The sequence below is a fragment of the Bacillus sp. NH11B genome, assembly GCF_001884205.1.
Lineage (GTDB): Bacteria > Bacillota > Bacilli > Bacillales > Bacillaceae_G > Bacillus_A > Bacillus_A proteolyticus.
The window spans coordinates 105,827-131,791 of sequence record NZ_MAOG01000107.1 but is presented as its reverse complement, the minus strand read 5'-3'; the positions used below and the strand labels follow the sequence as shown (position 1 = coordinate 131,791).

Sequence of the window (25,965 nt, the reverse complement as noted above, 5' to 3'; positions counted from 1 at the left end):
GATAGATGCAAAAAATAACTATACAAGAAGCCGAATGTTTGCTACAAGAAATTATAAATGAAGAAGATGAGCGTTTTCAAATGTTAGTGAAAGACGAGAGAAAAGGTGTTCAAAAATTAATTTTGAAGTGGTATAAACAAAAAGAGTTGGCACACAAGGAAAAAGAGAAATTTCTAGAAATGTCTAAGTATGAACATGCTTTGCGTGAAAAAGGAATCACGTATATTGCGGGCATTGATGAAGTGGGACGAGGACCGTTAGCTGGACCTGTTGTGACAGCTGCTGTGGTCCTTCCGGAAGAATTTTATATTCCAGGATTAAATGACTCGAAAAAGTTGAGTGAAGCGAAACGAGAGCGTTTTTATGATGAAATTAAAGAGCATGCGATTGCAATTGGAGTTGGAATTGTATCACCACAAATTATTGATGAAATCAATATTTATCAAGCAACAAAGCAAGCGATGTTAGATGCAGTTGCTAATTTATCATGTACACCAGAATATTTATTAATCGATGCGATGAAGTTGCCTACATCAATTCCGCAAACATCAATCATTAAAGGTGATGCGAAAAGTATATCTATTTCAGCTGCATCTATTATTGCGAAAGTGACAAGGGATCGTATGATGAAAGAGTTAGGAAAAAAGTATCCTGCATATGGATTTGAACAACATATGGGGTATGGGACGAAACAGCATTTAGAAGCGATTGAATTACATGGAGTGTTAGAGGAACATCGGAAATCATTTGCGCCAATTAAAGATATGATTTAAAAATAAGCTGTGAATATACAGCTTATTTTTTTATTTTGGTATATGAACATTATTATTTTCAAAAAAGAATAAAGCGATTTCAGTTTTCTGACACTTTATTGTAGACAGCGTGCCAATCATCTTATACAATGGCAATGTAATGTTTTTTAAACATTAAAAAACTTTTCGAGTAAAACAGGAAAACAGGGGAGGATGGGACCATGAATATCCATGAGTACCAAGGTAAGGCAGTCCTTAGAAGCTATGGGGTTAGCGTTCCGAACGGGAAGGTTGCATTTACAGTAGAAGAAGCTGTAGAAGCAGCTAAAGAATTAGGAACGGAAGTATGTGTAGTTAAAGCACAAATTCACGCTGGTGGACGCGGCAAAGCTGGCGGAGTAAAAGTTGCGAAAAATTTAGAAGAAGTTCGTACATATGCAGAAAGCATTTTAGGAACTACACTTGTGACGCATCAAACAGGTCCTGAAGGTAAGGAAGTAAAACGCTTACTTATCGAAGAAGGTTGCGATATTAAAAAAGAATATTATGTAGGTCTTGTATTAGATCGTGCAACTTCTCAAGTTGTTTTAATGGCATCTGAAGAAGGTGGAACAGAAATTGAAGAAGTAGCAGAAAAAACACCTGAAAAAATCTTTAAAGAATATATTGATCCAGCAGTAGGTTTACAAGGTTTCCAAGCACGTCGAATCGCGTTTAACATCAATATTCCAAAAGAGCTTGTAGGACAAGCTGTGAAGTTTATGATGGGCTTATATAGTGCGTTTATCGAAAAAGATTGCTCTATCGCTGAGATTAATCCACTTGTTACAACAGGTGACGGTAAAGTTATGGCTTTAGATGCGAAATTAAACTTCGATTCTAATGCGTTATATCGCCATAAAGACATTTTAGAACTTCGTGATCTTGATGAAGAAGATTCAAAAGAAATTGAAGCTTCTAAATATGACTTAAACTACATTCCTTTAGATGGAAATATCGGTTGTATGGTTAATGGTGCAGGTTTAGCAATGGCTACAATGGATATCATTAAACATTACCATGGTGACCCAGCTAACTTCTTAGATGTTGGTGGCGGCGCAACAGCTGAAAAAGTTACAGAAGCATTCAAAATTATCCTTTCTGACAAAAATGTAAAAGGTATCTTCGTTAACATTTTTGGTGGCATTATGAAGTGTGATGTTATTGCAGAAGGTGTTATTGAAGCAACGAAGCAAGTAGGTCTTGAGTTACCTTTAGTTGTACGTCTTGAAGGTACAAACGTAGAGTTAGGTAAGAAGATTTTAAATGAGTCTGGCTTAAATATTGTTGCAGCAGAATCTATGGCAGACGGTGCACAAAAAATTGTTTCACTAGTGGGCTAATAGAAAGCGGGGGAGAAAAATGAGCGTATTAGTTAATAAAGATACAAAAGTTATTGTTCAAGGTATTACAGGTTCTCAAGGATTATTCCATACAAAACAAATGATTGAATACGGTACGAAAATTGTCGGTGGTGTAACGCCAGGTAAAGGTGGCACTGATATTGAAGGTGTACCAGTATTTGATACTGTAGAAGATGCAGTGAAAGCAACAGGCGCAAATGCTTCAGTTGTATACGTTCCACCCGCTTTTGCGGCTGATGCAATTATGGAAGCAGTTGATGCAAAGATTGATTTAGTAGTATGTATTACTGAAGGAATCCCTGTATTAGATATGGTAAATGTAAAGAGATATATGGCAGGTAAACATACACGTTTACTTGGACCAAACTGTCCTGGTGTCATTACACCTGATGAATGTAAAATTGGTATTATGCCAGGATACATTCATAAAAAAGGTCATGTGGGTATCGTATCTCGCTCTGGTACATTAACGTATGAAGCTGTACATCAGTTAACACAAGAAGGTATTGGCCAATCTACTGCTGTAGGTATCGGTGGGGACCCTGTTAACGGTACAGACTTTATTGATGCGTTAAAAGCATTTAATGAAGATGAAGAAACACATGCTGTAATTATGATTGGTGAAATCGGCGGTACGGCAGAAGAAGAAGCAGCTGAGTGGGTAAAAGCTAATATGACAAAACCAGTTGTCGGCTTCATTGGTGGCCAAACTGCGCCTGAAGGCAAACGTATGGGCCATGCCGGTGCAATCATTTCTGGCGGTAAAGGAACTGCTGCGGAAAAGATTAAAACAATGGAAGCTTGTGGTATTAAAGTTGCTGAAACGCCAGCTGTTATGGGTGAAACATTAATCTCTGTTTTAAAAGAAAAGGGATTATTTGAAACTTGTAAAAACTATTAATCTTTTTGAAAGACACCTTCTTGTTTGAGGGTGTCTTTTTACACTTTTCCTGTTTACATAATAAAAATTATGGGTAAGGAGAATTAAGATGAAAAGAGAACGATTATTGCACCTACATTACGTGTTGGCGGATCATTGGAAAGCGATGGAGAGGATACTATATGTTGATCCGGAATTGAATAGGATGTACACTTTTAGTGCAGAGCAATTTGAATATTACGCTGGAATATCCTCGAAAAAATCTTCAGAACTAGTAAATTTTCTTCAGAATGCAAGTCTCCCACAATATATCTCCTATTTAGAAAAAAATCGAATGTTTTATATGACTATATGGGATGAGGATTATCCAAAATTATTGCGAGAAATACAAGATCCTCCTTTTGTTTTATATGGAAAAGGGGAGAGGGATTTTCTTAGTAAAGTAAATAAATTAGCGATTGTTGGGACGAGAGATCCGTCTTTATACGGAAAGAAGAGTATGAAATTTATTTTACACCCTTTACTTGAAAAGGAGTGGCTTATTGTTAGTGGGTTTGCAAAAGGGATAGATAAGATTGCTCACGAAGTCACAGTAAGTCAGCATTGCCCGACTATTGCAATCTTAGGACATGGATTATCTTATATGTATCCGAAAGAGAATAGACGGTTATATGACACGTGGAAAGACTATATATTGTTATTGACAGAGTATCCGCCGCATTATGCACCGAAAAAATGGTATTTTCCAAAAAGAAATCGAATTATTAGCGGAATAAGTAAAGGGGTTTTAGTTGTAGAAGCAAAATCAAGAAGTGGATCACTTATTACTGCAGACCTTGCATTAGAGCAAAATAGAGAGGTATTTGCCCTTCCTGGACCAATATTTATAGATAGTGCATCAGGAACGAATTATCTTATTCAACAAGGTGCAAAATTAGTACGAAATGCAGAGGATATCCTGGAGGAAATTATAAATTAGCCATATATTTTTATGTTTTTATTAAACAATTATTGACAAATGGTAGATTGTCACTGTATGGTATATTCATTCTTGATTGACAAAAACAAGAGAAATCAATAAGATTGATGAAGACTTGAATCCACCTCTTAAGGAGGCACTAGCATGTCAGATTACCTCGTAATCGTGGAGTCGCCTTCTAAGGCGAAGACCATTGAGAAATATTTAGGGAAAAAATACAAAGTCGTTGCGTCCATGGGACATGTTCGCGATTTACCTAAAAGCCAAATGGGGATAGAAGTAAAGAATAACTTCACCCCGAAGTATATTACCATTCGTGGTAAAGGTCCCGTTTTAAAAGATTTAAAATCAGCGGCAAAAAAAGCAAAGAAAGTCTATCTCGCGGCCGATCCAGACCGCGAAGGGGAAGCAATTGCTTGGCATTTAGCAAATACGTTAAATGTGGACGTTGAATCAGATTGCCGAGTGGTATTTAATGAGATTACAAAAGATGCAATAAAAGAATCATTTAAACATCCTCGGGCAATTAATATGGATTTAGTAGATGCGCAACAAGCAAGGCGTATACTCGATCGTCTTGTTGGTTACAATATTAGTCCTTTATTATGGAAGAAAGTAAAAAAAGGATTAAGTGCAGGACGCGTACAATCTGTAGCAGTTCGTTTAATTATCGAACGTGAAAGAGAAATTCAAAACTTTGAACCTGAAGAATTCTGGACAATTAAAACAGAATTTGTGAAAGGTAAAGACACATTTGAAGCAAGCTTTTACGGTGTAGATGGTGAAAAAGTTCAATTAACGAACGAAGAACAAGTGAACGAAATAATCGAAAAGATGAAAGATAATGCGTTTTCGGTTGAAAATGTAACGCGAAAAGAGCGGAAGCGTAATCCAGCATTACCGTTTACAACATCTTCCTTGCAACAAGAAGCCGCACGTAAATTAAATATGCGAGCAAAGAAAACAATGATGCTTGCGCAGCAATTGTATGAAGGGATAGATCTTGGAAAACAAGGGACTGTAGGTCTTATTACGTATATGAGAACCGATTCAACAAGGATCTCAGAAACAGCTCAAACAGAGGCTCGTACTTATATTACAGAGTCGTTTGGTGCGGAATACATAGGGACAGAGAAGAAGAAAGAAACGAAAAAGTCGAATGCACAAGATGCGCATGAGGCGATTCGTCCTACTTCGGTAATGAGAAAGCCAGAGGAACTAAAAAGTTTCTTAGGTCGTGATCAATTACGTTTGTATAAACTGATTTGGGAGCGATTTGTTGCAAGTCAAATGGCATCTGCTATAATGGATACTGTTACAGCGAGACTCATTAATAATAATGTTCAGTTCCGTGCAAGTGGATCGCTTGTAAAGTTCCCAGGATTTATGAAAGTGTATGTAGAGTCGAAAGATGATGGTGCGGAAGAAAAAGATAAAATGTTGCCACCTTTAGAAGTAGGGGAAACTGTATTTTCAAAAGATATAGAACCGAAGCAACATTACACACAGCCTCCGCCGCGTTATACAGAGGCTCGTCTAGTAAGGACACTTGAAGAGCTTGGAATTGGGAGACCGTCTACTTATGTACCGACACTTGAAACAATCCAAAAACGAGGATACGTTGGTTTAGATAATAAACGCTTCGTTCCGACTGAGCTTGGTGGAATAGTAATCGAACTTATTTTAGAGTTTTTCCCAGAAATTATTAACATTGAATTTACTGCCAACATGGAGCAAAGCCTTGATGAAGTAGAAGAAGGAAATGCAAATTGGGTGAAAATTGTTGATGATTTCTACGTAGGATTTGAACCGCGCTTAGAAAAAGCGGAAAAAGAAATGCGTGAAGTGGAAATTAAAGATGAACCAGCTGGGGAAGACTGTGAATTATGTGAGCACCCAATGGTCTTTAAAATGGGTAAATACGGGAAGTTTATGGCATGTTCGAATTTCCCAGATTGTCGTAATACAAAGCCGATTGTGAAAGAAATTGGTGTTACTTGTCCGAAGTGTGATAAAGGACAAATTATTGAACGTCGAAGTAATAAAAAGAAACGTCTTTTCTATGGGTGCGGTACGTATCCAGAGTGTGACTTTGTATCTTGGGATAAGCCAATTGGCCGTAAATGTCCGAAGTGCGAAGGTATGCTTGTAGAGAAGAAGTTGAAAAAAGGCGTGCAAGTACAATGTATTTCGTGTGATTATGAAGAAGAACAACAAATGTGAGCGTAACTGCTCACATTTTTTTCGGGAAGAAAAGGAAAGGTGATATATATGACAACACAAGTAGTAAACGTCATTGGCGCAGGTCTTGCAGGAAGCGAAGCAGCTTACCAAATTGCAAAACGTGGTGTCCAAGTGAAATTATATGAAATGAGGCCGGTACGACAAACGCCAGCTCACCACACAGATAAATTTGCGGAACTAGTATGCAGTAACTCGCTTCGTGCGAATACATTAACGAATGCTGTTGGGGTTATTAAAGAAGAAATGCGCCTAATGGACTCTGTTATTATTCGTGCAGCTGATGAGTGTTCTGTACCAGCAGGAGGGGCTTTAGCTGTAGATCGTCATGAATTTGCAGCTAAAGTAACTGAGTATGTGAAAAATCATCCAAACGTAACTGTTATGAATGAAGAAATCACTGAAATTCCAGAAGGACCAACTATTATTGCGACAGGTCCACTTACGTCTCCTGATCTTTCTGCACAATTAAAAGAACTAACAGGTGAAGATTATTTCTATTTCTACGATGCAGCAGCACCAATCGTTGAAAAAGACAGCATTGATATGAACAAAGTATATTTAAAGTCTCGTTATGATAAAGGGGAAGCGGCATATTTAAACTGTCCGATGACAGAAGAAGAATTTGATCGTTTTTATGAAGCTTTAATTGCTGCTGAGACAGTACCTTTAAAAGAATTTGAAAAGGAAATTTTCTTTGAAGGTTGTATGCCAGTGGAAGTTATGGCAAGCAGAGGAAGACAGACGCTAGTATTTGGACCAATGAAACCTGTTGGATTAGAAGATCCGAAAACAGGGAAAACGCCATATGCTGTTGTTCAGTTACGTCAAGATGATGCAGCGGGAACGTTATACAATATTGTAGGTTTCCAAACGCATTTAAAGTGGGGACCACAAAAAGAAGTGTTACAGTTAATTCCAGGACTGGAGAACGCAGAAATTGTACGCTACGGTGTAATGCATCGTAATACGTTTATTAATTCACCTAACTTGCTTCGTCCAACATATCAATATAAACAACGTGATGATTTATTCTTCGCTGGTCAAATGACTGGAGTAGAGGGATATGTTGAATCGGCGGCGTCAGGATTACTAGCGGGTATTAACGCTGCTCGACTTGTGAAAGGTGAAGAACCGGTTGTGTTACCACCTGTAACTGCAATGGGAAGTATGGCGAATTATATTACTGCGACAAATGCGAAAAACTTCCAACCAATGAATGCAAACTTCGGTTTGTTTGCGCCGTTGGAGAAGAAAATTAAGAAGAAAGCAGAACGAAATGAAGCATATGCAACACGCGCTTTAGAAACAATTCAAAATTTTGTAAATATTTAGTTAAATTTCTTGCAAAGGCTACTAAGTTGTGATACGATTTAGTAGCCTTTATTGAGGTGAATTATGTGAATGTGAAGAAATTGTTACAATTATTCGTTGGATATTTACAAATTGAAAGAAATTATTCAAAATATACAATTGCAAGTTATCAAAATGATTTAGAACATTTTGTGCAATTTATGGAGCGAGAAGGCATATCCTCTTTTTTAGATGTTACATACGCGGATGTTCGTTTGTACTTAACAACGTTGCACGATGAAAAGTTAGCCCGTAAATCTGTCGCAAGAAAAGTATCAAGCTTACGAAGTTTATATCGTTTTTTGATGCGTGAAGGTTATCGGAAAGATAATCCGTTTGCACTTGCGTCACTCCCCAAAAAAGAATTGTCAATCCCAAAGTTTTTATATGCTGAAGAATTAGAGGAATTATTTGAAGTTTCTGATACGGAAACACCGCTAGGTCAAAGGAATCAAGCGTTATTAGAGTTGATGTATGCAACTGGGATCCGTGTGAGTGAATGTACCAATTTACAACTTACCGATATTGACTTCGCAGTGGGAACAATTTTAGTGATGGGAAAAGGAAAAAAACAAAGGTATATTCCGTTCGGAAGTTATGCACAAGATGCTTTAATTACTTATATAGAGAACGGGAGAAAACAGTTAGCTAACAAGACTGAAGAACACTCTCATATGGTATTTTTAAATGCGAAAGGTACGCCGCTAACAAGTCGGGGTGTACGTTATGTATTAAACGAACTCATTAAGAAGGCTTCATTGACAATGCGGATAAGTCCCCATATGTTAAGGCATACATTTGCTACACACATGTTAGATGAGGGGGCGGATTTACGTACTGTACAGGAGCTGTTAGGTCATGAAAATTTGTCGACGACACAAATTTATACGCATGTCTCTAAAGAAAGATTGCGTTCTGTTTACATGAAGCATCACCCGCGGGCATAAATTGCTATTAAAGCTATAAAAACATATAAAGGAGTTTTTTCTATGGGGAATTTCCACGCTACAACGATATTTGCAGTTCATCATAATGGAGAATGTGCAATGGCTGGAGATGGCCAGGTGACAATGGGAAATGCTGTTGTAATGAAACATACAGCTCGTAAAGTTCGCAAACTTTTCCAAGGTAAAGTTTTAGCTGGTTTTGCAGGTTCAGTTGCTGACGCATTTACTCTTTTTGAAATGTTTGAAGGGAAATTAGAAGAGTATAATGGCAACTTGCAGCGTGCTGCTGTTGAAATGGCAAAACAATGGCGTGGCGATAAAATGTTACGTCAGCTAGAAGCGATGCTCATTGTCATGGATAAAACAACTATGCTCCTTGTTTCAGGTACAGGAGAAGTGATTGAACCGGATGATGGTATTTTAGCAATTGGATCAGGTGGGAATTATGCACTTTCTGCAGGTCGTGCTTTAAAGCAATATGCAAGTGAACACTTAACAGCGAAACAAATTGCGAAAGCGAGTTTAGAGATTGCTGGAGATATTTGTGTTTATACGAATCACAACATAATTGTTGAAGAATTGTAGAATCGTAAGGGAGGCATTTTATATGCATTTACATTTTACTCCGCGCCAAATTGTGGAAAAATTAGATCAATACATCATCGGTCAAAAAGATGCAAAGAAAGCGGTTGCTGTAGCGTTGAGAAATCGATACCGTCGTAGTAAATTAGCTGAAAATTTACGTGATGAAATAGCACCTAAAAATATTTTGATGATTGGACCGACAGGTGTTGGGAAAACAGAGGTAGCACGACGAATGGCGAAACTCGTTGGAGCACCTTTTATTAAGGTTGAAGCTACGAAATTCACAGAAGTTGGATATGTGGGTAGAGATGTAGAGTCGATGGTACGTGACCTTGTGGAAACGTCAGTTCGCATCGTAAAAGAAGAAATGGTAGTGAAAGTTCAAGATAAAGCAGAAGAGCAAGCGAATCAACGTCTTGTTGAAATTTTAGTGCCGAGTCCGGAGAAGCAATCTGGATTTAAAAACCCGTTAGAAATGCTTTTTGGCGGTGCTCAAAATTCGAATCAAACATCTGATGCACAGGAAGATGCTGAAATCGAAAAGAAACGTCTAGACGTGGAAAGAAAACTTGCTGCAGGACTTCTTGAAGAAGAAATTGTATCGATTGAAGTGACTGAGCAACAGTCTTCAATGTTTGATATGTTACAAGGAACGGGTATGGAACAAATGGGTATGAATTTCCAAGATGCATTAGGAAGTTTTATGCCGAAAAAAACGAAAAAACGTAAACTTTCTGTAAAAGAAGCGAGAAAACTCTTGACAAATGAAGAGGCACAGCGCTTAATTGATATGGATGAAGTTACACAAGAGGCTGTTTATCGTGCTGAACAGCTCGGGATTATTTTTATCGATGAAATTGACAAAATTGCTGGTAAGCAGTCGAATAGCGTAGATGTATCACGTGAAGGTGTGCAACGTGACATTTTACCAATTGTAGAAGGGTCGAATGTTGCGACAAAATACGGATCAGTAAAAACGGATTATATTTTATTCGTTGCAGCTGGAGCGTTCCATATGTCTAAACCGTCGGATTTAATTCCGGAATTGCAAGGGAGATTTCCGATTCGAGTAGAATTAACAAAATTATCGACAGACGATTTTGTTAAAATATTAATCGAGCCTGACAATGCGTTAATTAAACAATATATGGCATTATTAGCGACTGAAGGTATAGAAATTGAATTTTCAGACGAAGCTATTCGTAAGATTGCTGAGATTGCTTATCAAGTTAATCAGGATACAGATAATATTGGAGCAAGAAGACTTCATACGATTATGGAGAAACTCCTTGAAGATTTATCGTTTGAAGCATCTGAAATTACGTTAGAGAAAATAACGATAACACCTCAATACGTTGAGGAGAAATTAGCAACAATTGCTAAAAATAAAGATGTGAGCCAGTTTATTTTGTAATAGTGTCATCAGGTGACTCGCCCTAGTTTCCAAGTGATGAAAAAATATGTAAGTAACATGTAGGAGGAACTTTTGAAATGGAATTATTAGCAAAAACGAGAAAATTAAATGCGTTATTACAGAGCGCAGCAGGGAAGCCTGTAAACTTTAGAGAAATGTCTGACACAATGTGTGAAGTAATTGAAGCAAACGTGTTCGTTGTAAGTCGTCGTGGTAAATTACTAGGTTATGCAATTCACCAACAAATCGAAAACGAGCGTATGAAACAAATGCTTGCAGAGCGTCAGTTCCCAGAAGAATATACACAAAGCTTATTCAACATTACAGAAACATCTTCAAACTTAGATGTGAACAGTGCTTATACAGCATTCCCGGTAGAAAACAGAGAATTATTCGGTCAAGGTTTAACTACAATCGTACCAATCGTTGGTGGCGGTGAGCGTCTAGGTACATTAGTATTAGCTCGTCTTGGTCAAGAGTTCTTAGATGATGATTTAATCCTTGCTGAGTACAGCTCAACTGTTGTAGGTATGGAAATCTTACGTGAAAAAGCAGAAGAAATCGAAGAGGAAGCACGTAGTAAAGCTGTTGTTCAAATGGCGATCAGCTCATTATCTTACAGTGAGTTAGAAGCAATTGAGCACATCTTCGAAGAATTAAATGGAACAGAAGGTTTACTTGTTGCAAGTAAAATTGCTGATCGCGTAGGAATTACTCGTTCTGTAATCGTAAATGCACTACGTAAATTAGAAAGTGCTGGTGTTATTGAGTCTCGTTCTTTAGGTATGAAAGGAACATACATTAAAGTGCTAAACGACAAGTTTCTACAGGAACTTGCTAAATTAAAAACAAACTAATTTATATAAAAACTCTCCTCGGTTGAGGAGAGTTTTTTGTTTTTTTAAGAGAATGATTTTGCTTACGTAAGGCGTCATGACAACGTTCATTAGAAAACTATTAATTAACCTTCACCGCCTTGCTTAAAGGAAGTGAAGGTTGGGAATACTAGAATTCGAGCGTGAAAAAAAGAAAGTTTTACATTGTTCGCATTTTCGACTTGATTGTAATATTTCAGTATGATATAGTAAGCAGTGGTGTCAGTACAAAGTACACACGTTTACTGATTTAAGTGTTGGTGCTACGTTTGTAGTTTCGCTTAGAGTTGAAGTAAACGGAGGATATCAAAAACCATTTAGGAGGAACTAAATTATGTCAGTAATTTCTATGAAGCAATTGCTTGAAGCTGGTGTTCATTTCGGACATCAAACTCGTCGTTGGAACCCAAAAATGAAGCGTTACATTTTCACAGAGCGTAACGGTATCTACATCATCGACTTACAAAAAACTGTGAAAAAAGTTGAGGAAGCTTACAGAACGATGCGTGACATCGCTGCTGAAGGTGGAGACATCTTATTCGTAGGTACTAAAAAACAAGCACAAGAAGCTATTAAAGAAGAAGCAACTCGTGCTGGTATGTACTTCGTTAACCAACGTTGGTTAGGTGGAACTTTAACAAACTTCCAAACAATCCAAAAGCGTATCAAGCGTCTTAAAGACATCGAAAGAATGCAAGAAGATGGTACTTTCGAAGTACTTCCTAAGAAAGAAGTTGTTCAACTTAAAAAAGAGTTAGAGCGTCTTGAGAAATTCTTAGGCGGTATTAAAGATATGAAAGGTCTTCCAAGTGCATTATTCGTAGTAGACCCTCGTAAAGAGCGTATTGCAGTTGCTGAAGCACGCAAATTACACATTCCAATCATCGGTATCGTTGATACAAACTGTGATCCAGACGAAATCGATCACGTTATCCCAGCAAACGATGATGCAATTCGTGCTGTAAAACTTCTTACATCTAAAATGGCAGACGCGATCCTTGAAGCAAAACAAGGTGAAGAAACTGTTACTGCGTAACAAATTTGGAAAGGTGATAAGGGGTTCGGCCTTTTATCACCTTTTTTAAGGTATAAACACCTTTTTAAAAGGTATAAATACATATTTTAGGAGGATGAAAAACATGGCAATCACTGCACAAATGGTAAAAGAACTTCGTGAAAAAACAGGCGCAGGTATGATGGACTGCAAAAAAGCTTTAACTGAAACTAATGGCGACATGGAGAAAGCAATTGACTTCTTACGTGAAAAAGGTATTGCGAAAGCTGCTAAAAAAGCAGACCGTATCGCTGCTGAAGGTTTAACTTTCATCGAAACAAACGGTAACGAAGGTTTAATCTTAGAATTAAACTCTGAAACTGATTTCGTTGCGAAAAACGAAGGTTTCCAAGCATTAATTAAAGAATTAGCTGCTCACTTATTAGCTAACAAACCAGCTAACATTGAAGAAGCTATGGCTCAAACAATCGAAGGCGGCAAAACAGTAGAAGAGCACATCAACGAAGCAATCGCTAAAATTGGTGAAAAACTTACACTTCGTCGTTTCGAAATCGTATCAAAAACTGATGCTGATGCATTTGGCGCTTACCTACACATGGGTGGACGTATTGGTGTATTAACAGTTCTTGAAGGTTCTACTGACGAAGCAGCTGCTAAAGATGTAGCAATGCACATCGCAGCAGTTAACCCTAAATACATCGACCGCGATGCTGTAACAGCTGAAGAAGTTGAGCATGAGCGTCAAGTATTAACACAACAAGCTTTAAACGAAGGCAAGCCTGAAAAAATCGTTGCAAAAATGGTTGAAGGCCGCCTTGGCAAATTCTTCGAAGAAATTTGCTTACTTGACCAAGCGTTCGTTAAAAACCCTGATATGAAAGTTCGTCAGTTCGTTGAGTCTAAAGGCGGAACATTAAAAGGATTCGTTCGCTACGCTGTTGGTGAAGGTATCGAAAAACGCGAAGACAACTTTGCTGAAGAAGTAATGAACCAAGTAAAAGGTAGCAACTAATACAGATTAGGGAACACTTTGTGTTCCCTTTTTTAAAATAAAGATGTAAGCAATTGGAGGTTCATTATGAGTAAACCGAAATATAATCGTGTCGTATTAAAGCTAAGCGGAGAAGCGTTAGCTGGCGAACAAGGATTTGGAATTAACCCAGCTGTTATTAAATCAGTTGCAGAACAAGTGAAGGAAATTGCAGAACTTGATGTAGAAGTTGCTGTTGTTGTTGGTGGCGGAAACATTTGGCGTGGAAAAATCGGAAGTGAAATGGGAATGGATCGTGCTGGAGCAGATTACATGGGTATGTTAGCAACAGTTATGAACTCATTAGCTCTTCAAGATAGCTTAGAGAACATTGGTATTCAAACTCGTGTCCAAACTTCAATCGAAATGCGTCAGGTTGCAGAGCCTTACATTCGTCGTAAAGCGATTCGTCACTTAGAGAAAAAACGTGTTGTGATCTTTGCCGCAGGTACAGGTAATCCGTACTTCTCTACAGACACAACGGCAGCATTACGTGCAGCGGAAATCGAAGCGGACGTTATTTTAATGGCGAAAAATAATGTGGATGGCGTATATAGTGCGGATCCATCTATTGACCCAACAGCTACAAAATACGAAACACTTACTTACTTAGATGTATTAAAAGAAGGTTTAGGTGTAATGGATTCTACAGCTTCTTCTTTATGTATGGATAACGATATTCCATTAATTGTATTCTCGGTTATGGAAAAAGGTAACATTAAACGTGCCGTTTTAGGCGAAAATATTGGAACAGTTGTAAGGGGGAAATAAATATGGGACAACAAGTATTGAAGTCTTCAAATGAAAAAATGGAAAAAGCAGTTGCAGCGTATTCTCGTGAATTAGCAACAGTTCGCGCTGGTCGTGCAAGCTCATCTGTATTAGATAAGGTACAAGTTGATTACTACGGTGCACCAACACCAGTTGTGCAATTAGCGAACATCACAGTTCCAGAAGCACGTTTACTTGTAATTCAGCCTTATGATAAAACTTCTATTGGTGATATCGAAAAAGCAATTTTAAAAGCAGATTTAGGCTTAAATCCTTCTAATGATGGAACTGTAATTCGTATTGCATTCCCTGCATTAACAGAAGAGCGTCGTCGTGATCTTGTTAAAGTTGTGAAAAAATATGCTGAAGAAGCAAAAGTAGCTGTTCGTAACGTACGTCGTGATGGTAATGACGATCTTAAGAAGCTTGAAAAAGCTGGAGATATTACAGAAGATGATTTAAGAGGATATACTGAAGATATCCAAAAAGAAACAGACAAATATATTGCAAAAGTTGACGAAATCGCAAAAAACAAAGAAAAAGAAATCATGGAAGTGTAATAGCGATAACTTCGCAAATATGACCCTCTTCTTAAGGGGGTCTTTTTACACTTTTAGGCATACGTCTGCTTGTTGGAGGGTATGAATGATGTTTAAAAAGTTTCCTTTTTTTAAAGGTAAAAAGGTCACATCGTTTGATCATCTCATTGAAGAAGTGAAAAAAGGATATATCCCAGAACATATTGCCATCATTATGGATGGTAATGGAAGATGGGCAAAGAGGAGAGCGATGCCTCGCATTGCTGGACATCATGAAGGCATGCAAGTTGTGAAAAAAATAACAAAATTTGCAAGTAAGCTTGGTGTGAAAGTATTAACTCTTTATGCTTTTTCGACTGAGAACTGGAAAAGACCGAAAAAGGAAGTTGATTATTTGATGAAGCTTCCAGAGGAATTTTTAGGTACATTTTTGCCAGAATTAATTGAAGAAAACGTACAAGTCCGAGTAATAGGGCAACAAGATCGTCTTCCTACGCATACGCGCAGAGCGATGGAAAAAGCCATGGAAGATACGAAAGAGAATACGGGATTAATTCTTAATTTCGCGTTAAACTATGGAAGTCGAGATGAAATCGTTTCTGCTGTGCAACATATGATGAAAGATAGTGAGGAAGGGAAAATTCGTGCTGAAGAAATAAGTGAAGAAATGATTTCTTCTTACTTAATGACGAATTCTTTACCTGATCCAGAGTTGTTAATCCGTACAAGCGGAGAGCTACGTATTAGTAATTTCATGTTATGGCAAATTGCTTATTCGGAATTTTGGTTTACAGATGTGTATTGGCCAGATTTTACCGAAGAACATTTGCTAAATGCGATTACAGATTTTCAGCATAGAGGGCGCAGGTTCGGAGGCGTGTAGAAAGAGAGGGTTTGGTAGTGAAACAGAGAATTATTACTGGAGTGATTGCTGCCGCGCTATTCATTCCCATCGTAATTTACGGTGGCGTGCCTTTTACGGTTTTAGTGTATGCACTTGCTTCTATAGGTTTATATGAATTAATTCGTATGAATAAGCTTACAATTATTTCAGTACCAACAGTTTTAGCTGCAATATTATTGTGGATTATTTTAATCCCAAGTAGTGCATCAGAACTGTTTACGTGGATTGGATTAGGTAAATTAGAAATCACATTTGTGATTGTTTTATTACTTTTATCATATACAGTCCTTTCTAAGAATACATTTACTTTTGATAATGCTTCCTTTTTACTAATGGCAACGACATATGTGGCAATGGGATTCTTATATTTAAATGAAACGAGAATATTAGGAATTAAATATGTGTTTTGCGCATTATTTGTTATATGGGCTACTGATTCAGGCGCATATTTCGTAGGGAAAGCAGTAGGAAAGAGAAAATTGTGGCCGGAAATTAGTCCAAATAAAACGATTGAAGGTTCATTAGGCGGAATCGTTTGTGGAATTGTTGTTGCACTTGTGTACAATATGTTCTTCCCGGTTGAAGCGAATGTAGGGATTTTAATCGTTCTGACGATTATCATTTCTATTTTTGGACAAATTGGTGATTTAGTGCAATCTGCATTTAAGCGCCATTATGGTGTAAAGGATTCAGGTACAATTTTACCTGGACATGGTGGAATATTAGATCGAACAGATAGTTGGTTATTTGTTTTACCAATTCTCTATTTTTTATTACAATATAATTAATAAATGAACGAGGGGTTGGAGTCATGAAAAACATAAGTTTATTAGGTGCAAGCGGATCAATCGGTACACAAACTTTAGATGTATTACGCTCGCACCCAGACCAATTCCGTCTCGTTGCTTTTTCTGTAGGGAAAAATATTGACTACGCAGTAAAGGTAATTCAAGAATTTTCTCCGCAAATCGTCTCTGTGCAAAGAGAAGAAGATGTTTTAAAATTACAAGCTGTTTCTGGTAATACAAAAATTGTATATGGTAGTGAAGGGCTTTTAGAAGTAGCATTACATCCAGATGTGGAGATTGTAGTAAATGCTGTTGTAGGTAGTGTAGGGTTGTTACCAACACTGCGTGCAATTGAGGCGAAAAAAACAATTGGAATTGCAAACAAAGAAACGTTAGTAACTGCAGGGCATCTTGTAATGGAAGCGGCACGAAAACATAACGTTTCGTTACTTCCAGTAGATAGTGAACATTCAGCTATTTTTCAATGCTTGAATGGTGAAAATGAAAAAAGAATTTCTCGACTCATTATAACGGCTTCTGGTGGAAGTTTCCGTGATAAAACGAGGGATGAATTGCATCATGTGACCGTAGAAGATGCGCTTCGACATCCAAACTGGTCAATGGGTTCGAAAATTACAATTGATTCTGCTACAATGATGAATAAGGGACTAGAAGTAATTGAAGCACATTGGCTTTTTGGTATCCCTTACGAGCAAATTGATGTTGTTTTACATAAAGAAAGTATTATCCATTCTATGGTTGAATTTGAAGACCGTAGTGTAATGGCGCAGCTTGGCTCACCGGATATGCGAGTACCAATTCAATACGCACTTACATATCCTGACAGATTACCTCTTTCAGACACAAAACAGTTAAATTTATGGGAAATGGGAACATTGCATTTTGAGAAAATGAATCAAGAACGTTTCCGTTGCCTACGTTTTGCGTATGAAGCTGGGAAAGCAGGTGGAAGTATGCCAGCTGTAATGAATGCAGCCAATGAGATAGCTGTTGAAGCTTTTTTACAAAAGAGAATTGGTTTCTTAACAGTGGAAGACCTCATTGAAAAAGCAATGCACCATCACAATGTTATTGCACGACCGAGCTTAGAGGAAATTCTGGAAATTGATGCAGCCACAAGACGGTTTGTGATGGAACAAATTTAGCAAAGGTGGTTATGGAATTGAATACAGCGATTGCCTTTATATTAATTTTCGGTGCACTCGTATTTTTCCATGAGCTAGGACATCTATATTTCGCAAAAAGAGCAGGTATTTTATGCCGCGAGTTTGCAATTGGTTTTGGTCCGAAAATATTCTCATTTGAAAAGAATGAAACGGTGTATACGATTCGATTACTGCCCCTTGGTGGCTATGTAAGAATGGCTGGCGAGGATGCAGACACAGTTGAGTTAAAGCCCGGCAAAAAGGTTGGCCTTGTACTAAATGAAAAAGACGAAGTTGTGAAATTAGTTTTTGATGGGTATGAAAAGTATCCAAATGTTCGTGTCATTGAAGTCGAACAAGCTGATTTAGAACATAATCTAACAATTTTGGGCTATGAAGAGTACGAGGAAGATCTTCAAACGTTCCGTGTGAATGAAAAGGCTCGTATTATTACTGCGGGAGAAGAAATTCAAATCGCTCCGTATAATAGACAATTTGGCTCAAAAAAACTGGGGCAACGCGCTTTAACAATCTTTGCGGGTCCTGCAATGAACTTCATTTTAGCATTTGTTATTTTTGTGATTCTTGGATTTGTACAAGGGGTTCCTATTGACAAGCCAATGGTCGGAAAAGTAATGGAGAATAGTGCTGCAGAGCAAGCTGGATTAAAAGAAAATGATACAATTCAAGCAATTGATGGGAAAAACACAAGTACATGGAAAGATGTTGTTACCATTGTACGTGCAAACCCGAATAAAGAAATTACGTTACACGTAAAGCGTGATAATGAACAGCTTAATGTGAAAGTAACGCCAACACTCGATAAAGATGGTAAAGAAGAAGTGGGTAGAATTGGTGTTTACACTCCAGTAGAGAAAACAGTAATGGGTTCTATTAAATCAGGTTTTGAACAAACATACCAATGGACAAAAATAATTTTTGAGTCGCTTGTGAAATTAGTAACTGGTCAATTCTCTATTAATGAGTTGTCAGGTCCAGTAGGAATTTATAATCTTACAGATCAAGTTGTAGATTATGGATTTACGCGTGTATTAAATTTAGCAGCAGTATTAAGTATTAACCTTGGTTTATTTAATTTATTACCAGTTCCAGCTTTAGACGGTGGACGTTTATTCTTCTTCTTAATTGAAGCGTTACGAGGGAAACCAATTGACCGTCAAAAAGAAGGAATGGTTCACTTTATTGGTTTTGCATTATTAATGTTATTAATGTTAGTTGTAACATGGAATGACATTCGTAAGTTTTTCTTGTAAAATAGAATGAAACTTATAATGAAATAGAGCCCGTAGAATGAAATCCCTCACCTAATTCGAGGTGAGGGGTTTTACTGCGTATAAGAGTAAAATGAAGAGGTGCAAATATATGAAACAAAGTATGGTATTCAGTCCTACATTACGTGAAGTTCCAGCTGATGCTGAAATTAAGAGTCATCAACTATTACTTCGCGCAGGTTTTATGCGTCAAAATGCTTCTGGTATTTATAGTTTTCTACCATTTGGTTTAAAAGTATTACACAAAGTAGAACGTATCGTTCGAGAAGAAATGGAGCGCGCAGGAGCTGTAGAATTATTAATGCCGGCTATGCAAGCTGCAGAATTATGGCAAGAGTCAGGTCGTTGGTATTCTTATGGATCTGAATTAATGCGTATGAAAGATCGTAACTCTCGTGAGTTTGCATTAGGAGCGACACATGAGGAAGTAATTACGGATCTTGTGCGTGATGAAGTGAAATCATATAAAAAATTGCCGTTAACATTATACCAAATTCAAACAAAATTCCGTGATGAGCAAAGACCTCGTTTCGGTTTATTACGTGGAAGAGAGTTTCTAATGAAAGATGCATACTCTTTCCATGCTACACAAGAGAGCTTAGATGAAGTGTACGATCGCTTATACAAAGCATACTCTAACATTTTTGCTCGTTGTGGTTTGAATTTCCGTGCGGTTATTGCTGATTCTGGAGCAATGGGCGGAAAAGATACACATGAATTTATGGTATTATCTGATGTTGGGGAAGATACAATCGCATACTCTGATACATCTGATTATGCAGCAAACATCGAAATGGCTCCTGTTGTAGCAACGTATACAAAGAGTGACGAAGAAGAAAAGGCACTTGAAAAAGTAGCAACACCAGATCAAAAGGCTATTGAAGAAGTATCTGCATTCTTAAATATTGCAGCGGAAAAATGCATTAAGTCTATGGTATTTAAAGTAGATGAGAAATTAGTAGTTGTACTTGTTCGTGGTGATCATGAAGTAAACGATGTAAAAGTGAAAAATGTATACGGCGCTTCAGTTGTTGAACTTGCTTCCCATGAAGAAGTAAAAGAGTTATTAAATTGTGAAATTGGTTCATTAGGACCGATTGGTGTGACAGGCGATGTAGAAATTATTGCTGACCATGCTGTAGCATCAATTGTAAACGGATGTTCAGGAGCGAATGAAGAAGGATTCCATTATGTAAATGTAAATCCAGAACGTGACTTTAAAGTAAGTCAATATACAGATTTACGCTTCATCCAAGAAGGAGACCAATCTCCAGATGGAAATGGAACAATTCTTTTCGCACGCGGAATTGAAGTTGGTCATGTGTTCAAATTAGGAACTCGTTATAGTGAGGCAATGCAAGCAACGTTCCTAGATGAAAATGGGAAAACAAAACCACTTATTATGGGTTGTTACGGCATTGGTGTATCTCGTACAGTGGCAGCCATTGCAGAACAGTTCAATGACGAGAACGGTTTAGTTTGGCCAAAAGCTGTCGCACCATTCCATGTGCATGTAATTCCAGTAAATATGAAATCTGATGTACAACGTGAAATGGGTGAAAATATCTACAGCTCATTACAAGAACAAGGATACGAAGTATTACTAGATGATCGAGCAGAACGTGCAGGTGTGAAATTTGCAGATGCAGATTTATTCGGTCTTCCAGTTCGTGTCACAGTGGGTAAAAAAGCAGATGAAGGTATTGTAGAAGTGAAAGTACGTGCTACAGGCGAATCTGAAGAAGTGAAAGTAGAAGAACTTCAAACATATATTGCTAATATTTTAAAATAAGAAGGGGTACCTCGTTACGAGGTACCTTCTCTTTCTTTGTAAACGTATTTTGTAAAAGAAGAAGGGAGAAATCTTTCTTTGTAGTACGTTTCAATTTATAATAGCAAATGGAAGGAGAGTGCTTATGTCATTAACAAATGAACAACAAGAGCGATTTCAAATTTTGCTCCAACAGTTGCAAATACCAGAAGACCTTATAAATCAATATTTACATGGCGGTGGTATTGAAAGGCTAGTTATTGATAAAGCGAATAAAAGTTGGCATTTTGATTTACAAGTGCCACGTATTTTGCCGACAGAATTATATGAATTGCTAGAAACGAAGCTTAAGCAATCATTTTCTCATATTGCAAGAACAACATTTGCATTAGAAACAGAGAATAAACAATTTACAGAAGAAGAAGTAAAGGCGTATTGGCCGCTTTGTACGGAACGAATTACATTTTCACCTATGTTTGCGTACTTAAAGAAGCAACTTCCGCAGGTTAATGGCGTGAAGCTGCTAATAAATGTGAATAATGATCTTGAATCTACTGCTTTAAAGAAAAATGTTGCGAAACCAGTAGGTGATCAATATGAAGCCTTTGGATTCCCACGTTTTCAGCTAGACACACATATAAAGCAAAATACAGAAGAAATGCAAAAGTTTCGTGAGCAAACTCAGCAAGAAGACCGAGAGCGTGTAATACAAGCTATGGAAGAAATGGCGAAGAAGCAAGCTGAAGAAAGTAGCGTTGTGCATGAAGGGCCGATCACACTCGGGTATCTTATTAAGCCAGATGAAGAGATTACACCGATGCGAGAAATTCAAGATGAAGAAAGAAGAAAAACAGTTCAAGGGTATGTCTTCCATGTAGAAACAAAAGAGCTTCGTAGTGGACGTACGTTATTAACTTTAAAAATAACGGATTATACAGATTCTATTATGATAAAAATGTTCTCACGTGACAAAGAAGATATTCCGATGCTGCAATCCTTGAAAAAAGGAATGTGGGTGAAAGCGCGTGGTTCTGTCCAAAATGATACGTTTGTTCGAGATTTAGTAATGATTGCAAATGATATTAATGAAATAACAGGTCCTTCACGTAAAGATAAAGCGCCAGAAGGCGAAAAACGTGTAGAGCTGCACCTTCACACACCGATGAGCCAAATGGATGCTGTTACTCCTGTTTCTAAGCTTGTTGCTCAAGCAGGGAAATGGGGGCATGAGGCAATTGCAGTTACAGATCACGCCGTTGCTCAGTCTTTCCCAGAGGCATATTCTGCGGGTGAAAAGGCTGGGGTTAAAGTTATATATGGTGTAGAGGCTAATTTAGTTAATGATGGTGTACCGATAGCATATAACGAAGCACATCGTCTACTTGCAGAGGAAACGTATGTTGTTTTCGACGTTGAGACGACAGGTTTATCGGCTGTATATGATACAGTTATTGAGTTAGCTGCTGTAAAGGTAAAAGGTGGCGAAATTATTGACCGCTTTGAATCTTTCGCAAATCCGCATCAACCATTATCTGCGACAATTATTGAATTAACAGGTATTACAGATGATATGTTAACTGATGCGCCAGAAGTGGACGAAGTATTTAAAAAGTTTGAGGAATGGATGGGTGACCATACTCTTGTTGCTCATAACGCAAGCTTTGATATGGGATTCATTAACGTAGGCTTTAAAAAAGCAGGGCTAGAAAAAACGAAAAACCCAGTTGTTGATACGTTAGAACTTGCACGGTTCTTATTCCCAGAAATGAAAAACCATCGATTAAATACGATGTGTAAAAAGCTCGATATTGAATTAACACAACATCACCGTGCGATTTATGATACAGAAGCAACGGGATATTTACTTGTAAAAATGTTAAAAGATGTGATTGAAAAGGGATTTGAATATCACGATCAATTAAACGATAGTATGGGACAAGGGGATGCATATAAACGAGGGCGCCCAAGTCATATGACATTACTTGCTACATCAGACGTTGGATTGAAGAACTTATATAAACTTGTTTCATATTCTCATCTTAATTACTTTTACCGTGTACCACGTGTGCCACGATCACTATTAAAAAAATATCGTGAAGGTATTATAGTTGGAACGGCTTGTGATAAAGGTGAAGTGTTTGAAGCGATGATGCAAAAAGCACCTGAAGAAGTAGAAGAAATTGCACAGTTTTATGATTATATTGAGGTTATGCCTCCAGAGGTGTTACGTCATTTAGTAGAACGTGAACTTGTTAGAGATGAAGGACAATTAAAAACAATTATTTCTAACTTAGTAAAGCTAGGTGAGACGTTAGACAAACCAGTTGTTGCTACAGGGAACGTGCATTATTTAGAACCAGAGGATGCAATGTATCGTAAAATTTTAGTCAGTTCGCAGGGTGGAGCAAATCCATTAAATCGTCATTCATTACCGCCTGTACATTTCCGTACAACAGATGAAATGTTAGAGTGTTTTTCATTCTTAGGTGAAGACACAGCGAAAGAAATTGTAGTAACGAATACACAAAAGATTGCATCGTTAATTGGTGATGTTCATCCAGTAAAAGATGATTTATACACACCGAAGATTGAAGGTGCCGATGATGAAACGCGTGATATGAGTTATAAAATGGCGCGTAGCATTTATGGTGAAGAGCTACCGGAAATTGTAGAAGCTCGTTTGGAAAAAGAATTGAAAAGTATTATTGGACATGGATTCGCCGTTATTTATTTAATTTCGCATAAGCTTGTGAAAAAATCGTTAGTCGACGGCTATCTAGTAGGTTCGCGTGGGTCGGTAGGGTCATCATTTGTTGCAACGATGATGGAAATTACAGAAGTAAACCCATTACCACCACATTATGTATGTCCAAAGTGTAAGCAATCAGAATTCTTTAATGACGGTTCGGTTGGTTCTGGTTTTGACTTGCCAGATAAAGACTGTCCAACCTGTAATGTGTCATATGTAAAAGATGGCCACGATATTCCGTTCGAAACGTTCCTTGGATTTAAAGGAGATAAGGTGCCCGATATCGATCTGAACTTTTCTGGGGAATACCAACCACGTGCCCATAACTATACGAAAGTATTGTTTGGTGAAGATTATGTATATCGTGCTGGAACGATTGGTACGGTTGCGGAAAAAACTGCTTATGGATATGTAAAAGGTTATGCAAATGATCATAATTTAACGATTCGAAATGCAGAGATTGATCGTTTAGTTTCAGGATGTACGGGTGTAAAACGTACAACTGGACAGCATCCAGGTGGTATTATCGTTGTGCCAGATTACATGGACATCTTTGATTTCTCACCAATACAGTTTCCGGCGGATTCAATAGGGGCTGAGTGGAGAACAACACACTTTGATTTCCACTCAATTCATGATAATTTATTAAAACTTGATATACTAGGACACGATGACCCGACCGTTATTCGTATGTTACAAGATTTAAGTGGTATTGATCCAAAAACAATACCAACGGATGATCCAGAAGTGATGAAAATTTTCTCTGGTCCAGAATCGTTAGGGGTAACGGAAGAACAAATCAACTGTAAAACAGGTACACTTGGTATACCAGAGTTTGGTACGAAATTCGTAAGACAAATGTTAGAAGAGACAAAACCAACGACATTCTCAGAGTTAGTCCAAATCTCTGGACTATCACATGGTACTGACGTATGGCTCGGTAATGCAAACGAGTTAATTTATAATGGTACTTGTACACTGAGTGAAGTTATCGGTTGTCGTGATGACATCATGGTATATTTAATTTATCAAGGTTTAGATCCATCATTAGCCTTCAAAATCATGGAGTCAGTTCGTAAAGGTAAAGGTGTACCGGAAGAATGGGAAGAGGACATGAAAAATAATAATGTACCGGGTTGGTATATTGATTCATGTAAGAAGATTAAATACATGTTCCCTAAAGCCCATGCGGCTGCTTACGTACTTATGGCTGTACGTATCGCATACTTTAAAGTGCATTTTGCACTTTTATTCTATGCGGCATATTTTACAGTTCGTGCAGATGATTTTGATGTAGAAGCGATGGCGAAAGGTTCAGCATCCATACGCGTAAAAATTGACGAAATCGCCCAAAAAGGATTGGATGCAGCGCCGAAAGAGAAGAGTTTATTAACTGTACTAGAAATGACACTTGAAATGTGTGAACGTGGATACTCATTCCAAAAGGTTGATTTATACCGCTCGCATGCAACAGAATTTATTATTGATGGAGACTCATTAATTCCTCCATTTAATGCAGTGCCTGGTCTTGGTACAAACGCAGCTTTAAGTATTGTAGAAGCACGTAAAAATGGAGACTTCCTATCAAAAGAAGACTTACAGCAGCGCAGTAAGGTTTCAAAAACAATTATTGAGTATTTAGATAGTCAAGGTTGTCTAGGAGATTTACCGGATCAAAACCAATTATCACTGTTCTAACAGGTAGGAAAAGTCTTTGCAAATCAATATTTGCTATGGTATACTATAAACCGAGATAACCATGTCATGTATATTTTGTGAAAAAGAGAGTGGGGAAACCCACTCTTTCGTGTTACTATCTACATTTTATTTATGGGATAGTAAAGATATTTCTGTCGTATATACATATTTTGTTACAAGTTTTACTTCTTAAATTTGGTAATACTAAGACAGATATTCCCTGCTTAACGGCAGGGGCTTTTGTTAGCTAACGAGAAAGAATAAGATAGACCGTCTTAATGAACGGGATCTTTTCTTGTAAATGGTACATGGCGGCAGGAAGGAGGCTGTTTATGGATAAGAAAGTCACAGAAGTTGTAGAAGCATTTGCGCAGCCGATCGTTGAAGAGTTAAATCTTGAACTTGTAGATGTAGAGTATGTGCAAGAAGGACAAGACTGGTTCTTACGCGTATTCATCGATTCTGAAAAGGGAGTCGACATTGAAGAATGCGGTGCGGTAAGTGAACGTTTAAGCGAAGCTTTAGATAAAGAGGATCCAATTCCTCATCTTTACTTTTTGGATGTATCATCTCCTGGAGCGGAACGCCCATTAAAGAAAGAGAAAGACTTCCAGCAAGCGGTAGGGAAACAAGTGGCAATTAAAACATATGAGCCGATTGATGGTGAGAAGATGTTTGAAGGAAAGCTACTTTCCTACGACGGTACTACAATTACACTACTATTAACAATTAAAACACGTAAAAAAGAAATCCAAATTCCAATGGATAAAGTTGCCAATGCGCGACTTGCTGTTACGTTTTAGTAAGAAGGGG

General features: G+C 37.7%; 21 protein-coding genes. All 21 read left to right on the top strand.

Annotated features, from left to right (window positions below):
* The first annotated feature begins 5 nt into the window (after nt 1-5).
* Nucleotides 6-773, top strand: coding sequence for a ribonuclease HII (locus BAU27_RS16950; protein WP_071746790.1), 768 nt, complete (start codon nt 6-8; stop codon nt 771-773).
* A 200-nt stretch (nt 774-973) separates the two neighbouring features.
* Nucleotides 974-2,134: an ADP-forming succinate--CoA ligase subunit beta gene (sucC, locus tag BAU27_RS16945; protein WP_001020797.1), complete on the top strand. Its 1,161-nt coding sequence runs from the start codon at nt 974-976 to the stop codon at nt 2,132-2,134.
* A gap of 19 nt (nt 2,135-2,153) precedes the next feature.
* Nucleotides 2,154-3,056 carry a succinate--CoA ligase subunit alpha gene (sucD, locus tag BAU27_RS16940; protein ID WP_000115185.1) on the top strand — a complete coding sequence of 301 codons (903 nt, stop codon included), beginning with the start codon at nt 2,154-2,156 and terminating at the stop codon, nt 3,054-3,056.
* Nucleotides 3,057-3,144: 88 nt separating this feature from the next.
* Complete coding sequence (gene dprA, locus BAU27_RS16935) at nt 3,145-4,014, top strand: DNA-processing protein DprA (RefSeq protein ID WP_071746789.1); 870 nt, start codon at nt 3,145-3,147, stop codon at nt 4,012-4,014.
* A gap of 144 nt (nt 4,015-4,158) precedes the next feature.
* Nucleotides 4,159-6,237: a type I DNA topoisomerase gene (topA, locus tag BAU27_RS16930; protein WP_071746788.1), complete on the top strand. Its 2,079-nt coding sequence runs from the start codon at nt 4,159-4,161 to the stop codon at nt 6,235-6,237.
* Between the two features lie 48 nt (nt 6,238-6,285).
* The gene (gene trmFO, locus BAU27_RS16925) at nt 6,286-7,590 is read left to right on the top strand and encodes an FADH(2)-oxidizing methylenetetrahydrofolate--tRNA-(uracil(54)-C(5))-methyltransferase TrmFO (RefSeq protein WP_071746787.1); all 1,305 of its coding nucleotides are present in this window, start codon (nt 6,286-6,288) and stop codon (nt 7,588-7,590) included.
* Nucleotides 7,591-7,655: 65 nt separating this feature from the next.
* Nucleotides 7,656-8,555 carry a tyrosine recombinase XerC gene (gene xerC / locus BAU27_RS16920; RefSeq protein WP_071746786.1) on the top strand — a complete coding sequence of 300 codons (900 nt, stop codon included), beginning with the start codon at nt 7,656-7,658 and terminating at the stop codon, nt 8,553-8,555.
* A 42-nt stretch (nt 8,556-8,597) separates the two neighbouring features.
* Nucleotides 8,598-9,140 (top strand): ATP-dependent protease proteolytic subunit HslV, encoded by a 543-nt coding sequence (hslV, locus tag BAU27_RS16915; protein ID WP_000526272.1) that lies wholly within the window; start codon nt 8,598-8,600, stop codon nt 9,138-9,140.
* A gap of 22 nt (nt 9,141-9,162) precedes the next feature.
* Nucleotides 9,163-10,554, top strand: coding sequence for an ATP-dependent protease ATPase subunit HslU (gene hslU, locus BAU27_RS16910; protein ID WP_071746785.1), 1,392 nt, complete (start codon nt 9,163-9,165; stop codon nt 10,552-10,554).
* A 77-nt stretch (nt 10,555-10,631) separates the two neighbouring features.
* Nucleotides 10,632-11,411 carry a GTP-sensing pleiotropic transcriptional regulator CodY gene (gene codY, locus BAU27_RS16905; RefSeq protein ID WP_000421290.1) on the top strand — a complete coding sequence of 260 codons (780 nt, stop codon included), beginning with the start codon at nt 10,632-10,634 and terminating at the stop codon, nt 11,409-11,411.
* Nucleotides 11,412-11,763: 352 nt separating this feature from the next.
* Complete coding sequence (rpsB, locus tag BAU27_RS16900) at nt 11,764-12,465, top strand: 30S ribosomal protein S2 (protein WP_000111485.1); 702 nt, start codon at nt 11,764-11,766, stop codon at nt 12,463-12,465.
* Between the two features lie 103 nt (nt 12,466-12,568).
* A complete protein-coding gene (tsf, locus tag BAU27_RS16895; RefSeq protein WP_001018584.1) occupies nt 12,569-13,456 on the top strand; it encodes a translation elongation factor Ts in 888 nt (295 codons plus the stop codon).
* Between the two features lie 66 nt (nt 13,457-13,522).
* A complete protein-coding gene (gene pyrH, locus BAU27_RS16890; RefSeq protein WP_000042662.1) occupies nt 13,523-14,245 on the top strand; it encodes a UMP kinase in 723 nt (240 codons plus the stop codon).
* A gap of 2 nt (nt 14,246-14,247) precedes the next feature.
* The gene (gene frr / locus BAU27_RS16885; protein WP_000531504.1) at nt 14,248-14,805 is read left to right on the top strand and encodes a ribosome recycling factor; all 558 of its coding nucleotides are present in this window, start codon (nt 14,248-14,250) and stop codon (nt 14,803-14,805) included.
* Between the two features lie 85 nt (nt 14,806-14,890).
* The gene (gene uppS / locus BAU27_RS16880) at nt 14,891-15,667 is read left to right on the top strand and encodes an undecaprenyl pyrophosphate synthase (protein WP_071746784.1); all 777 of its coding nucleotides are present in this window, start codon (nt 14,891-14,893) and stop codon (nt 15,665-15,667) included.
* Between the two features lie 17 nt (nt 15,668-15,684).
* Nucleotides 15,685-16,476 (top strand): phosphatidate cytidylyltransferase, encoded by a 792-nt coding sequence (cdsA, locus tag BAU27_RS16875; protein WP_071746783.1) that lies wholly within the window; start codon nt 15,685-15,687, stop codon nt 16,474-16,476.
* A 23-nt stretch (nt 16,477-16,499) separates the two neighbouring features.
* A complete protein-coding gene (dxr, locus tag BAU27_RS16870) occupies nt 16,500-17,642 on the top strand; it encodes a 1-deoxy-D-xylulose-5-phosphate reductoisomerase (protein ID WP_071771501.1) in 1,143 nt (380 codons plus the stop codon).
* Nucleotides 17,643-17,659: 17 nt separating this feature from the next.
* Nucleotides 17,660-18,916 carry an RIP metalloprotease RseP gene (gene rseP / locus BAU27_RS16865; protein ID WP_071771500.1) on the top strand — a complete coding sequence of 419 codons (1,257 nt, stop codon included), beginning with the start codon at nt 17,660-17,662 and terminating at the stop codon, nt 18,914-18,916.
* A 109-nt stretch (nt 18,917-19,025) separates the two neighbouring features.
* Nucleotides 19,026-20,726, top strand: coding sequence for a proline--tRNA ligase (locus BAU27_RS16860; protein WP_071771499.1), 1,701 nt, complete (start codon nt 19,026-19,028; stop codon nt 20,724-20,726).
* A gap of 124 nt (nt 20,727-20,850) precedes the next feature.
* On the top strand, nt 20,851-25,152 hold the full coding sequence (locus BAU27_RS16855; RefSeq protein WP_071771498.1) for a PolC-type DNA polymerase III: 4,302 nt from the start codon (nt 20,851-20,853) through the stop codon (nt 25,150-25,152).
* A gap of 332 nt (nt 25,153-25,484) precedes the next feature.
* The gene (gene rimP, locus BAU27_RS16850; RefSeq protein ID WP_000359098.1) at nt 25,485-25,955 is read left to right on the top strand and encodes a ribosome maturation factor RimP; all 471 of its coding nucleotides are present in this window, start codon (nt 25,485-25,487) and stop codon (nt 25,953-25,955) included.
* Nucleotides 25,956-25,965: the final 10 nt, after the last annotated feature.

Excerpts from the sequence above, each read along its gene's own strand:
- hslV (WP_000526272.1), top strand. The coding sequence starts at position 8,598 with ATGGGGAATTTCCACGCTACAACGATATTTGCAGTTCATCATAATGGA.
- rimP (WP_000359098.1), top strand. The coding sequence starts at position 25,485 with ATGGATAAGAAAGTCACAGAAGTTGTAGAAGCATTTGCGCAGCCGATC.
- trmFO (WP_071746787.1), top strand. The coding sequence starts at position 6,286 with ATGACAACACAAGTAGTAAACGTCATTGGCGCAGGTCTTGCAGGAAGC.
- dxr (WP_071771501.1), top strand. The coding sequence starts at position 16,500 with ATGAAAAACATAAGTTTATTAGGTGCAAGCGGATCAATCGGTACACAA.
- sucD (WP_000115185.1), top strand. The coding sequence starts at position 2,154 with ATGAGCGTATTAGTTAATAAAGATACAAAAGTTATTGTTCAAGGTATT.
- BAU27_RS16950 (WP_071746790.1), top strand. The coding sequence starts at position 6 with ATGCAAAAAATAACTATACAAGAAGCCGAATGTTTGCTACAAGAAATT.
- frr (WP_000531504.1), top strand. The coding sequence starts at position 14,248 with ATGGGACAACAAGTATTGAAGTCTTCAAATGAAAAAATGGAAAAAGCA.
- topA (WP_071746788.1), top strand. The coding sequence starts at position 4,159 with ATGTCAGATTACCTCGTAATCGTGGAGTCGCCTTCTAAGGCGAAGACC.
- uppS (WP_071746784.1), top strand. The coding sequence starts at position 14,891 with ATGATGTTTAAAAAGTTTCCTTTTTTTAAAGGTAAAAAGGTCACATCG.
- rpsB (WP_000111485.1), top strand. The coding sequence starts at position 11,764 with ATGTCAGTAATTTCTATGAAGCAATTGCTTGAAGCTGGTGTTCATTTC.
- sucC (WP_001020797.1), top strand. The coding sequence starts at position 974 with ATGAATATCCATGAGTACCAAGGTAAGGCAGTCCTTAGAAGCTATGGG.
- BAU27_RS16855 (WP_071771498.1), top strand. The coding sequence starts at position 20,851 with ATGTCATTAACAAATGAACAACAAGAGCGATTTCAAATTTTGCTCCAA.
- hslU (WP_071746785.1), top strand. The coding sequence starts at position 9,163 with ATGCATTTACATTTTACTCCGCGCCAAATTGTGGAAAAATTAGATCAA.
- pyrH (WP_000042662.1), top strand. The coding sequence starts at position 13,523 with ATGAGTAAACCGAAATATAATCGTGTCGTATTAAAGCTAAGCGGAGAA.
- dprA (WP_071746789.1), top strand. The coding sequence starts at position 3,145 with ATGAAAAGAGAACGATTATTGCACCTACATTACGTGTTGGCGGATCAT.
- codY (WP_000421290.1), top strand. The coding sequence starts at position 10,632 with ATGGAATTATTAGCAAAAACGAGAAAATTAAATGCGTTATTACAGAGC.
- BAU27_RS16860 (WP_071771499.1), top strand. The coding sequence starts at position 19,026 with ATGAAACAAAGTATGGTATTCAGTCCTACATTACGTGAAGTTCCAGCT.
- tsf (WP_001018584.1), top strand. The coding sequence starts at position 12,569 with ATGGCAATCACTGCACAAATGGTAAAAGAACTTCGTGAAAAAACAGGC.